Consider the following 13,457-nt stretch of genomic DNA (forward strand, 5'->3'; position numbering starts at 1 on the left):
TTTTAGTTCTTTATTGACAAAAGAAATAACGATTTGTATGAATCTGACAGAAAGAATGTGATGCCTTTAAAATTTTCGACAACACATAAATTTATAAAAATAAACACCTGGAAATGGTGTTCAGCCTTTTTGGAAAGCTTAATTTAAGGTACTACTGTATTGTTTTCGGCGATCCAGCTGTAAATTTCAGTCTGTGCACGTCGCGCCGTATTTGTATCGGGAACGTCCAATTCATTCCTTCCTTCATGGTTTATGATTCTCCTTTTTGTATTGTCTTCCAGCTGCATCTGAATAATGGCATTGATTTCTGCAATGTGTTTTTCGACATACAAGGGAAAAGCAACTTCTATTCTTCTGTTTAAATTTCGGCTTAACATATCTGCAGATGACAAATAGATTTTTTCCTGACCGTTATTAGCGAATTTGTATATTCTCGAATGCTCTAAAAACAGGTCTACAATCCGGTAGATTTTTATATTCTCGCTTACACCCTCAATTCCCGGCAATAAGGTGCAGATTCCGCGTACGATCAATGTTACGTCAACACCTGCCCTGCCCGCTTCAATAAGTTTATCGATAATATCTTTCTCATCAAGTCCGTTTACTTTTAAAAATACAGCTCCTTCTTTGCCCGCTTTTTTATTTTCTATTTCGTGATCTATTAATTCTAATAGCTTGTCTTTCATATTAAAACCTGCTGCCAGAATGTGTTTTGGGGCTTCTGCTTTTTTTCTGGTTTTTAAAAATGCAAAAACTTTCTTTAAATCATCGGTATATTTTTTTTCCGAGGTGAAAAATCCAAAATCAGCATAAACATTTGCCGTACTTTCATTAAAATTTCCGGTTGATAAATAATTATAGTGTTTCTTATTTCCGTATTTGTCTTTCATTGTCACCATGGCCACTTTAGCATGCACCTTTAAATTCGGCATGCTCTGAATGATTTTTATACCGGCATTTTTCATTTCACGGGACCAGAATAAATTATTGTATTCATCAAAACGTGCTTTTACCTCTACAAAAACAGTTACTTTTTTACCATTTTTTGCAGCACTTATCAAAGCATTTGCAATTAATGATTGCGATGAAATGCGGTATAACGTAATTTTTATCTCGAGAACATTTCTGTTAATGGCTGCCTGATTAAAAAACTGAAGTACATAATAATACGACTGATAGGGAAAATGAAGCAATTGATTTTGTCTGTCAATAACTTCAAAAACGGACTTGCTGCATTCAAAAGGCAGATGTTTGAGACCGGGATAACTGGCCCCCTGAAGATTTGGCTTAACCGGGTTTGGAAATTTAAACAAATCGTACAAATTATGATGGCTTCCGCCTTTAATCATTTCCTCTTTTTTAAGTCGGAAAGCTTTTTTACAAACCAAAATTGTATCTGTATCCATAGCAGAATCGTACAGGAATCTTGTCGAGGAACCCCGTTTACGCTCTTCAATTTTTGCTTCAATTTTCGCTATCAAATCTCCTGAGTTCTCATCCTCGATCAGGTAATTTTCATCTCTGTTGAGCTTTATCGCATAACAGGATACCACTTTTCCGGCAGGAAATATAAAGGATAAACAATTCTTAATAATCGTATCAATAGAAATAATATAATTTTTATCTCCCTGAGGCTGTAATTGTTTATATCGATCGAGTTTATCTGAAGGAATATTCAGGTACGCATAATTAAAGTTGCCCGCGCTATCTTTTAACTTTACCAGAAAGTATAAGCTGCGATTGTTTAAGAAATAGGTTTTAGGCTGGTTTACTGAAATATAAATCACCTGAATGTACGACAAAATTATACTTTTAAAATAGTACTCTATTTCACGAAGATGTTCTGCTGCCATCTCCTGTTTTTCATAATACACAATATCATTGGCTGCCAGTTCATTCAATATAGAAGTACTCCAGATTGCTCCGAATCTGTTTTGCTGAAGGTTTACCTCAGTAAGAATTTTATCCAGAAGCTCTTTGTTTTTCTTTGATTTCCGGATCAGCAGTTTCCTGATTTTAACCCTGAAAAATTCATCTAAATTAGAAGAATGAATGGCTAAAAACTTAATTCTTTCATATAAAGAATTATTGGAATCAGCAGCTTCCTCTAAAATGCAGTTATTGAAAGAAAGCCAAGAGATTTCTGAAGGTATAAGATGGTTTTGCACGTTTACTAAGATACTTTTAAGAGCGAATAAATTGGTTTATGGTTTATTAACATGGCTGTAAATTTGAGAATTAATTATATTAAAATATAACCTGTACAGCCAGTTAACCATAATTTAATTTATTGGTAACATATCTTACTGCCCGTAATACCCCTCCTATAATTTAGGTAAACCTGCCCTTTTAACTGCTGTAGGTCCTTCTTGCACATCCTCTTTTTAACTGACTTACCAAACAAAATATAGTCCTAATCCTGTTAACTTTTTAGTAACGGTATTATAATACCGGTCAGATAGTACGATTTCTCTTTTAACGTACCTGTAAGTAGTAAGAATTATAATTCAAAACAGATTTGTTTAATCAGGAAAGTTTCGGAAATAAAGGCTGCTGCTGTTGCTGATTTTTCAATGGTTACGCTATTCAATCTTTTATCAAAATCAATGAATTTAAATATGTTACAAACAATTAAAACTAAAATTATGAAAAAACAGAATCGAAGAAAGGTTTTAACTACAGCCTTAATTATGATGGTATCGGCCCTTACATTCTCATGTCAGGACACGACATTAGAGGAAGCAGAAACTACTGCTACGGTAAAAAAACAGCAAAATTTCAAAAAAATGACTGCGGCGGCAAGTTCTGGTCTGGCAAGAAGATGGGCGCCTATTCATTACCGGGACGTTGATGCCACAGGAACTTATGCCGAAGGCGGAAAATCAGATTACATTACGGCCATTAACTATGACAATGACTGGGATGGGAATAATAACTGGAACAATCTTCCTGCTTATGCCAATTCTTTAGCAGCACATTGTTACTATTCCGTAGTAGAATCAAATACGCACTGGTTTATTACGTATGCTTTCTTTTCTCCACGAGACTGGACAGATAATCCACTTTTATACCAATTAGACCAGCATGAAAATGATTTAGAAGGTGTATTAATGATTGTGGAAAAAGATGGTTCTGCTTATGGTGCCTTAAAAGGAGCTGTTACCGTAAGCCATTCCGACTTTTTCTCTTATGTTCCATCCGGCAGTTCTTATGTAAGCGGACTAGAGAGCGTTGACGGAACTTTACAAATGAGAGACTATAACGGAGAGCTGCACCCTGTTACAGCACAGGATTCTAAGGGACACAGCCTTAAAGCCTGGCCACAGCACGATATAGACGGGGACGGAATTATTTACTACCCTTCTGCGAGTGGCGTGGCACAAATACCAGCTGATAATTATGATAATTATGTAGAGTACAAACTGGTTGATATTTTTGAAAGCGGAGGATTATGGGACCAACGATTCAATACCCAATTGTTTTCGAGTCCTGCAGGCGGATTTACAGGAAATGATTTTAAAACCGGTGGTGCCAATGCTCCGTGGGCATGGAATGACGGAAATGATGCAATTGTACAAGGCGGGGAATTTGCAACCGATCCTGCCAAGCTAGCCGATAATTATTTTGATGGTGTAGGCAATTTTTCCCGTACTTATAGTGATAATAAATACAATGCGGCAGCCGGAGGAATCGTAACGGTTTACCAAAATTGCAATTATACCGGTTATGCGATTGCTTTGCCTGTTGGTAACTATACCCTGGCTCAGCTAAAATCGTATGGTGTTGTAAATGATGATTTGTCTTCTGTTCGCTTAGAAAACGGATACAAAATTACCCTGTATCAGAACGATAATTTTGGAGGAGAAGCTGTTGTACTAACAGCCAATAACAGCTGTCTTGGAAATTTTAATGATAAAGCCAGTTCGGTGAAAATTAGTGTTCTGTAAACTGTATTATTAATCCGGATATGCAAACAGGAAGAAAGCTGCCTTCTATTCTTGTTTGCATATCCTTTTTTTTTTAACCAGCATCTTCACTTTTAATTTGTAGATCAGCATGTGCATGGAAGTTAATATTATTATATTTACCCTTTAAAGTGATTGTAACATTATGGAAGATTTTTTAATTGGTATTGGAAAAAGATTAAAAGAAATTAGAAAGAAAAATGCCTTAACGATACACGAAGTAGCCAATAGAGCCGGGGTCAGCAACGGCCTGATTTCAAGAATTGAAAACGGCAGAACCATTCCTTCCCTCCCTGTTCTGATTGAACTTATTCACTCTTTGGACACAGATGTAACCTATTTTTTTGAAGGAGTCAAAAACATAAAAAATGCCAAGTTTATTCATATAAAAAAAGAAGATTACCAAAAAATCGAAAAAGAAGACCGCTCAGAAACAAAAGGTTTTAACTACTACCACATCTTCAGCAAAAGTATCAATTCTATCGGTTTTGAAGCGGTAATTCTTGAAGTGGAACCTGACAGTAAGCGTGATAAAGTAATCACCGATGCCTGGGAATTCAAATATATTATAAAAGGAAGCGTAACCTACATTATTGATGATGTTGAAGTTCTTGTCAATGAAGGCGATTCGATATGCTTTAACGGCAGACTTCCGCATGTACCTGAAAACAGAACTAAGGAGAACTGCGTTATGCTGGTGCTCTACTTCTATTCTGAAAGTAATGGTTAACATTTTCGAAGTATAATATTTAAACGTAAAGAAGACTAAGAGCTGCGTAAAGTTCGCAAAGTTTATAAACAAAACTTTGCGAACTTTGCGTTTTATTTCAGAGCGTTCTCCCATGTTTGCAAAGTTAATTTATAGGTTGTAATGTTTTAATCTCGCAAAGTCGCGAAGCCGCAAAGTTTTTTAAGCTTTATGTTCTTATTTTAGAATTAACTTCCCTAAAAGTAAGTAATCAATAATATAAACTTTGCGCCCTTGCCCTTTGCGAGATTATTTCAACACAGTAAAAAGAAAACTTGCGCTCTTTGCGGTTAAATAGGTATACTCTTAAATAAGCCGTATTAAAAAAAGGTTACCTCCAAAATGAAGATAACCTTTCAAAAAAAAAACAATAAACACATTCTAAATATTTTAATTCCCTGCCGGAAGCCAGGAACGTCCGTCCAGTGACCAGCCTGAATTAATGGAAACACCAAACCATTGCAGAGAGGAATAAGCGATATCTACCATTTTTGGAACAACTCCGTTAGCCGTTCCGCATTTTAAAGTCGCTGTACTCGTTGTCCAGGATGGCGTGTTAGGAAAAGCGAGCGTAACTTGTTTTGAACTCGAATCTGTAAAGCTGTTACCTGATCCGTTATCGCCTTTCCAATACCCAATCAGATTGGAGTAATCAGGATGAGAAGCTGTCACCGCTGAACAAGTGTAGTTAAGAATCGAAGCTTCTGATAAGGCTTTATTCCAAACGCGGACTTCAGCAATATTTCCGTTTACATTTGCACCATAAGTCAAAGTTCCGTCTTGTCCCACAGCAAACGGCAATCCGGAAGTTAAGCTTCCAAAACTGCTAACGATAGCCGCTTGTCCTACAAAAGCCCCGTCCTGATAGGTTTTTACCAATTTGGCTGTACGGTCAACCACTAATGTTAAGTGATGCCATTTTCCGTCATTGATGGTACCTCCCGAAATATCGACACGATTTTGGGTATCTCCGATATTTACTTTCCATGTTCCTCCGGTATTTGCGCAAATCACAAAACCGCGATTTTTACCACTCACCCAATTTTTATTTGAAACTAAGGATGGGTCGCTTGAATAACCTGAGGTTTTTACCCTGCACTCCACCGTAAAACTTGAAGTTCCAAAATTATAGAGCGTATTGGTTGTGGAAGCATAAATGCTGTTCGAATTAAAATTGGCGAATTTACCTGTAATTGTGGTGGTCGGATCAACTGGTTTTTCAATTTTAGACGAAGTGAAATTCTTATTATTATAAATAGTAAAAATATTTCTTTCTTCATACGATGATCCGCCGTGAGATCCGGTAGAACCTGTTACTATTCCGCCATGATCCGGTGCAACGATAACCAGCCAGTCTTCATTGGCATAATCAGGTCTGTTTTTTAATGCTGTCAAAATTTCTCCTATATAAACATCTGTAGTTTCAACAGCAGCTTTATATTGCGGAACATTGATTGAAAATCCGTAACTGTGCCCGGCGTGATCTACATCATCAAAATGCAGGAATAAAGCATCCGGATTGTCGTTTGTTAGTGCCGCAACTACTTCATTTTTAACCGCTGCGTCTGTTGTCAATGTCTTTTCTACATCAATGCCATCCACAATATAGGTGTTAATGGGCGCCCAGTGTACGATCGACATTGTTTTTAAAGCGGTATTATAGGTCTCAAGACGCTTTAAAAAACTGGGATATGTTCCGAAGTTCGGACTTGAAAATGAATTGTCTGTTACTCCGTGTTTTAAATGTGTAACACCGCTCAGCATCGTCGACCAGCCATTGCCACTCCAGGTTGGTGCTTCGGTTAAGGCATCTAAACTGTAAACAGCATTAGAAAGCAAACCATGAACATTCGGTGTATTGGCGCCCATCAAAACATCGCCACGGCAGCCGTCAATACCTATAATCAATAATTTTTTGGTACCCGAATTTGCCAGCGCAGATTTACCGGTTTTCGAATTTCCAACTGCTTTTACTGCATTTTCATCGCTCGCAGGCGCAGTATCGTTGGTACAGGAAGCGACTAAAAGTACACTTGCCAGCATTGTAACGTAACTTAATCTAAAAATCTTTTTCATTGAATTGAATTTATGGGTTACTATAAGTTTACTTGTGAAATTATGTCCTGCAGGGATTTTATTTTAACTAGTTTTTTTATTCTTTAATGTTTACATTTTTCGCCACGAATTTTGACAAATTATTTTTCTATTGATTCACTTAAAGAAATTCGGGAAAATTCGTGGAATTCGTGGCGAACTTTTTTATTTCGAAGCTGTGGCAAGATTTTCAATGCTGTATAAGGAAGCCAGAGAATCTAAGATGTAATCCGGTTTTGCCTCCTCCAGCTGTTCTCTGGTCTGTGCGCCCGATAAAACGCCAATCGTAAGCCCGCATTTGGCATTCTTGCCTTCCTCAATATCTATAGCGGAATCGCCTGCTTTTAAAACTTTTGTGGCGTCTTCAATTGAAAATAATTGCATGGCCTTATGTATCATATCCGGAAACGGACGTCCTAATACTACATCATCAGCCGTAATTAAAGCGTCGTAATGCGTATTTTTTTTCCAGTTTAATTTTTCTAATAACGTATTGGCAACATGACTGCTATATCCTGTATTTAAAACTATTTTTACACCCTCTTTTTTAAGGTTTTCCAACACTTCTTCTACACCTTCAATGGGTAAAACCCTTGCCGTCAAATATTCCTGATCCAGTATTTCTTTGAAATATTCAAATATTTGATATGATTTTTCATCGTCAGTACTATTTAGCTCTTTTAAGATATCTTTTATGGCCTGGTGCTTTTCTTTCCCGGCTCCCAGGGAAAGCACGCTTTCGAGAGAAACCTCAATTCCAAAATGATTAATTGCCTTGTGTAAAGTTTTATAAACTATATTCTGTTCATTGATTGTTGTTCCGGCCATATCAAAAACGACCATCTCCATTTCATTAATTTTCATTTCGTGTATATTTTTTATAAACATGCTAATTTCATGTTTGAGAGTATTTATTCGAATAAAATCAGTACTATGCGTTAAATGTTTTTCACGCAGATTCGGCAGATTAAGCAGATTTTTTAATTTTTAAAATCTTTTTAATCCTTAAATCTGTGGCTATATTTTTCAATACATCGCTTACACATTAAAAATTTTATCAATATTGTGTTTTGCAAATCCTGCGCTTCCGGTCATTCCTTTACCTCCAATCCCGGTTATGATGTGAATGTTTTCATCAATCGTATACTCAAAAATATCTTTGGTTTTGCATTGTGAATACATACCGAACCATCTGCTTTGGATTTCGTAAGTGGGCAAATCAATAATTTTTTTCGCTTCTTCGATCATGAAGTTGTCAATGTCCATATTCAGATCAAACCCTAATGAGTCTATTTCTTTTGCAGGGGCATATTCATGGGAATCTCCTAAAATTACGGAACCGTCGAGTGCCTGCTTAAATAAGATATGAATGCCATACTTTTTTTCGTAGCTGTCCGGATTTTCTTTTGCTTTAATAGATTGATACGATTTGCATTCTTCAAATGATTCATATCTTCTGATCGTTAATCCGGTCAGAACAGAACCATTCAGTTTGTAATTAGGCTGTGGCTTCGTCTGTAACATCTGAAGTTTAGAAACAACCAAATCGCTGTTGTTGTAAATCTCCGGATATAAAACCTTGAAATCACTTCCGTTGCAGATAATGATTTTCGAAGCCTTGTATTCCAGTCCTGACGAAGTTGTTGCAATTACTTCCGTAAATCTGTCTTCGGTACGAACAACCATGGTATTCATAAATAAATCCAGCCCCAGATTTGCCGTCATATACTGATGCAGTTTATGAATCATTGTTGCGGGTTCCACCGTTACTTCCTGCGGAAAAAATAATCCTCCCGTACAATAATCAGCGCGTAAACCTGCATATTTTTCGAGACATTGTTCTTTCGTTAATAAATGAGACTCATAATCGTTTGCAATATTAATCTCGTGCAATTCTTCTATTAATTGCATTTCCTCTTCGTTTGAGGCTAAATAAATTGTTCCGTTTTGGCGAAGATTAATATCAAACTTCGACTGAATATGTTTATAAATGGTAAGACTTTCTTTTCCGAAATTTTGCCATTTCCTGTCCATCCCTGACGGTACAACCTGACCGAAATTTCTAACCGTTGCTCCTTCCGGTTTGCTGTTCTTTTCCAGAATGGCCACAGACATACCTTTTAACAGCGCATGATAGGCGTGAAATGTGCCCAAAACTCCCGATCCCACTATGATTAAATCATATTTATCTTTCATGTGTAAACTATTTTTGTTTATTATAATTTTTCCTTTGTTCAACTGTATAAAGGAGTTGTACTAATTTTTATCGTCTTTTTGAATTTGCGTTTAAAGTAATGAAACGACATGACCGTTGTTATGCCCCCTACAAAGGATAAAATATAAATGCAGGTGGTAAAAAAGCTGAGTAAAGAAATGTTCTTGTCTCCGAAGTTTTTAAAAAACAGTACCAAAACGCTTCCTAAATAACCAAAAGCATCGGCGATGTAGATTAAAAAGCCTGTGTTTCCGTTGATTTTATAAGTGGCAATCATTCGGTCGAAAAACAAACCGTTAAACGGAATGTAGCAAATATACATCCCAAATCCGGAGATCATCATCCACGGAAGTGGCGACAATACATGCTTTTGAAACAGGAAGGTCGTGACACCAACCAGCACTGAACCTATGAATAAGACCAAATGATAATTTTTGAAGGCTTTGTAGTTGTTTTTCATGCTTCCTAAAAAACCTAAAATGATCAAAACCGAAATTGCAATAGGAATTTCTGAATACATATAGATCGAAATGCTTTCTTTATAGCCTAAAGTATCCCATAATTCCCTGGCAAAATTATCCCTGAATTCCCGCATGGCCGTTAGCATGGCATAGAAAACAATAATGGCCGTAAGCGGAAAAGCAAATTGCCGGAACAAGGAAGCACGTTCTTTTTTACCAAGCGGTTTTCGTTTGGATCGTAAAGCCAGATCATCGTTGTCAGGATTTGGGATTTTCTCCAGAAACAATGAAAATAAGATTAACGGAATTATAAAAAGTAACCCCGAAACAAAAGGCATCCAGAACTCATTGCAGCCCAAAACGGTTAAGACAAATACACCGGCCGATTTTGCCGCTCCTGACGAGACGATAAAACTCGAACATAAAATAACGCCCAGTAATTCGGTTGTTTTTCTTCCTTCGATATACGAAAACACAATTCCCCAGATCATTCCCAGCGGCAATCCGTTTATGAATAGGAATACTATATTGTAGGGCGCCGGCACTAAGGCAAAACCTAATAAGGCCAGTTCTGAAATGGCTATAAAACTTATTAAATACAGGATTCGTTTTGATGATTTTAGTTCTGATATAATCTTAATTCCTAAGAATTTAGAAAGGGTATATCCTAAAACCTGTGCCAGAATCAATAAAATTTTGTAATCGATTCCCCAAAAAGACATTTGATCGAACGTGGCGACCGTAAAAGGTTTCCGAAAAGCGTACATACAAAAATAAGTACCAAATGCCGCAATGGATGTTTTTAATATAAAACTGAAATTAGATGTTTTTGTAGACATTAGTACTCGAAATTAGAGTGATTATTGCGGTGTAAAGTTGGGCTGGGTATAAAACCCGTTGGATGCAGTCAGTTTAAAAAAAATAAATTGCAAAAATAGAACAGACGAACATCCAACAGGTTAATTTATAGTTGTCTATAGATTATATTTCAGACCAAGGGTAAACTTCACTCCATAGTATTCTACCTGTTTTGGTCGGTTTGGAGTTTCTCCAAAATGGTACATTAAAGGCTCGTTCAGGACGTTGTTTACATCACTGAAGATTGTAAAATGCTCTCCTACTTTATAAGAAGCCGAAAAATCCAGTGAGTTGTATTTGCCGTAATAAATATCATTCATGTCCGTATTCTTTGCATTGGCATCAAAACTTGTCGCGTAAGCACCTTTATGATTAAAAGCGGCTCTCACATTAAGCTTACCTGTTTCGTAAAACAATTGCAAGTTGTATAATTCTTTTGCCTGATAAGGAGTAGACACTTTTCTTCCATTTGGATTATTGGCGTTTTGACCTAAGGTCATTTCAGAATTCATAAGTGTTGCATTGATCTGAGTTCCAAAATATTTCAGGAATCCAGGCAGGAAGCTGAATCTTTTGGTGATTCCGAATTCAACACCGCCAATCCAGGCATTGCCACCATTGGCAGGCGAACTGATTTCGATATCTGAAATCCCGTTAATCGTACCTTGATAGGTATCATCAAAAATAGGATCTGTAATTGATTTATAGAAAACGCCTGCATTGATCACCCCTACTTCATCCAGAAAATATTCTCCTAATAAATCAAAGTTCCAGGAATAGGTCGGATTCAGCTTTGGGTTCCCTCCTGCGTATTCTCCGTCGATTGTATTTAATGATCCTGCCGGAGAAATGTCGCCAAAGTTGGGTCTTGCAAAAGTTCTTGTCGTTGCAAAACGAAAGTTTAAATTATCAACCGGAGAATATTTTATGTGCAGCATTGGCAATATTGATGTGTAGCTTTTTGTATTTTCAGCATCTACTACCACATTATTTTCAACTGTTTTACCCGTAACCTGAGTAATAGTATTGGTTACTCTTACTCCTCCTAAAATGGTCCATTGATCAGAGGCTAAATACGTTGCCATTGCATAAGCAGAAGACGTTGTTTCACCTACATTAAAGTTTCTTCCCAAACCTTTTCCCAATTCGGGAATTTGAGAATCGGCAGGGTTTAAAACCAGATTCCCTTTTGAAGAATTAAACAAATTTGTCATTCCGTTAGTAGACAATACTGGACCAAAACTATTTCCAATTGAAGTTCCTGTTTCTTTTCTCATATAATCTGTTCCACCCGGCTGACTGATTAAATCAGTACTATAATTGGATAAAAATGGTGTTGGAGATCCAGCCCAGCTGTAATATTCATCTCTAAATGTCGCGATACGGTCTTTGTCGGTTAATTTCGCACCGAATTTCATTTTAAGATTTTCATTAAAATTATGCTCGTAGTTTACAACCGCAATAATATTGTCTCTTTCTACAATGCTTATTTTATACAATTCCAGCGTAGAAAATTTCATTTTTGTCGGGTCTGTTTTAAAATTGGGATCTGAAAAGAAATCAAATATCGATTTTGGATGATTCGGATCCAGCAGTCCCCCATCAGCAGCCCAATAGGCTCTTGGTCCTCCTGCTCCGCCATTGGCCAATGGTACCGTATTTAAATAGCCGGGTTTAACACCAACACCAGTCTGATTGAACTGAATTAAGAAATAACTGTTGTCTGCTGCATTTGGAATATTTCCGTACTTAAACTGATTTCGATAAGAAGCCAGACTCCAGTCTAAAGTCCCATTTCCTAACTGATGTTTACCGCCTAAATCAATACCAATAAACTGAGTCATTAATTGATTGTGAATGTCCTGCTGCTCTACTGTTAAAGCATTTGTAGCGCTGCTGAATTTATCAAACCTGATACGGTGCTTGTAATGGGTTTCTTCATCGGTAAGTCCGCCATAAGTGGCTTTCAGGAAAATTTTATCTTTTGAAGAAGGATTAAATTCCATTGCAGCATTTAAACCTGTTGTTTTTCGAACTCCGGTGTAATCCCGCAATTCTAATCTGTAAACGCCCTGATCGCCTTGTCTTCTGGCTTCGTAATTATCGGTTGCCCAGTTTCTGTCCCAATAAGTCCCATTAATGATGTATCCGAACTTTCCGTTTTTACTTTTGTCACCAATCGTAAGGGATCCGCTGTAGATTCCTTTATCCGATTTTTGATTGTAACCGCTAAAAGCAGTTGCTTTAATGGTTCTTTTTGTTGGAGCGGTCTGAGTCGTAAAATTGACACTTCCGCCAATGGCATCTCCGTCCATGTCCGGGGTAATGGCTTTTGTAGCTTCTACATAAGCGATAAGATCTGATGGAAAAAAGTCAAATGCCGTGGCTCTTGAAGTGGTTTCTTCTTCAGCAGTTGGAATTCGGTTTCCGTTGATTGTAGTCGATGACCAGAATGGCGGCAAACCTCTTACCGAAACAAAACGTCCTTCACCCTGATCGCGTTCAATAGAAACGCCCGGCATACGCTGAACAGTTTCCGCCGCATTACGATCCGGTAATTTACCAATTCCATCGGCAGCAATGACATTAACTATGCTCATGGATTTCTTTTGCATGTTTAGCGCTCTTGCTTCACTATTTCTTTGGCTCATGCCACTCACAACCACTTCATTCAGTTCTTTTGAATTGGTTTGTAATCGAATGATCCCCAAATTTAGTTGTTGATTGTCTTTTACTTCAACTGTGATCGTTTTGATTTCATATCCGATATAGGAGATCTGCAATTCGAAACTTCCGGATCTTACATCCTGTATGGTAAAATCACCACTGAAACCAGTAGTCGCTTTTTGATTGTTTGATAGTATAATCGTAGCTCCCGGCAATGGAGATTGTGCGTCAGTAACAATTCCGCTGATAGTTGCTTTTTGTGCCGTCATGTTTTGCACAAAAAATAGGGCAGAAAAAATAAAAATTGCCTTGTAAATTGTTTTCATGGTTAGTTTGTTTACAAATATTAAATTTATTGAAGCAAATTAATTATGATTTTTACAAATAGTGAAAAAATTAAAATTATCGAATTGTTAAAGAAATGAAAATTATAATACTCCATTTGTTAA

At 37.0% G+C, this 13,457-nt stretch carries 8 protein-coding genes; 2 read left to right on the forward strand and 6 right to left on the reverse strand.

Features of this window, described 5'->3' with window-relative positions:
* Positions 1–143: 143 nt before the first annotated feature.
* Positions 144–2,168 (reverse strand): polyphosphate kinase 1, encoded by a 2,025-nt coding sequence (gene ppk1, locus GJU43_RS19955; RefSeq protein ID WP_154343286.1) that lies wholly within the window; start codon positions 2,166–2,168, stop codon positions 144–146.
* A gap of 477 nt (positions 2,169–2,645) precedes the next feature.
* Here ppk1 and GJU43_RS19960 point away from each other — a divergent pair, with 477 nt between their 5' ends.
* On the forward strand, positions 2,646–3,947 hold the full coding sequence (locus GJU43_RS19960) for a hypothetical protein (RefSeq protein ID WP_154343287.1): 1,302 nt from the start codon (positions 2,646–2,648) through the stop codon (positions 3,945–3,947).
* Positions 3,948–4,110: 163 nt separating this feature from the next.
* Positions 4,111–4,695, forward strand: coding sequence for a helix-turn-helix domain-containing protein (locus tag GJU43_RS19965; protein ID WP_154343288.1), 585 nt, complete (start codon positions 4,111–4,113; stop codon positions 4,693–4,695).
* 408 nt (positions 4,696–5,103) lie between these two features.
* Here GJU43_RS19965 and GJU43_RS19970 read toward each other — a convergent pair whose 3' ends face one another.
* The 5 genes from GJU43_RS19970 to GJU43_RS19990 all read right to left on the reverse strand — a co-directional run bounded on the left by GJU43_RS19970 (position 5,104) and on the right by GJU43_RS19990 (position 13,334).
* Complete coding sequence (locus GJU43_RS19970; protein ID WP_154343289.1) at positions 5,104–6,789, reverse strand: DUF4983 domain-containing protein; 1,686 nt, start codon at positions 6,787–6,789, stop codon at positions 5,104–5,106.
* Between the two features lie 183 nt (positions 6,790–6,972).
* A complete protein-coding gene (locus GJU43_RS19975; protein ID WP_154343290.1) occupies positions 6,973–7,671 on the reverse strand; it encodes a phosphonatase-like hydrolase in 699 nt (232 codons plus the stop codon).
* A gap of 174 nt (positions 7,672–7,845) precedes the next feature.
* Positions 7,846–9,003 (reverse strand): TIGR03364 family FAD-dependent oxidoreductase, encoded by a 1,158-nt coding sequence (locus GJU43_RS19980; protein ID WP_154343291.1) that lies wholly within the window; start codon positions 9,001–9,003, stop codon positions 7,846–7,848.
* A 38-nt stretch (positions 9,004–9,041) separates the two neighbouring features.
* Positions 9,042–10,322: a DUF5690 family protein gene (locus GJU43_RS19985; protein WP_195760075.1), complete on the reverse strand. Its 1,281-nt coding sequence runs from the start codon at positions 10,320–10,322 to the stop codon at positions 9,042–9,044.
* Between the two features lie 135 nt (positions 10,323–10,457).
* Entirely contained in the window at positions 10,458–13,334 is a 2,877-nt protein-coding gene (locus GJU43_RS19990; RefSeq protein WP_154343292.1) for a TonB-dependent receptor, read from the reverse strand.
* Positions 13,335–13,457 lie beyond the last annotated feature (123 nt).

Origin of the sequence: Flavobacterium sp. LC2016-23, assembly GCF_009674775.1 — a bacterium.
Taxonomy (GTDB): Bacteria; Bacteroidota; Bacteroidia; order Flavobacteriales; family Flavobacteriaceae; genus Flavobacterium.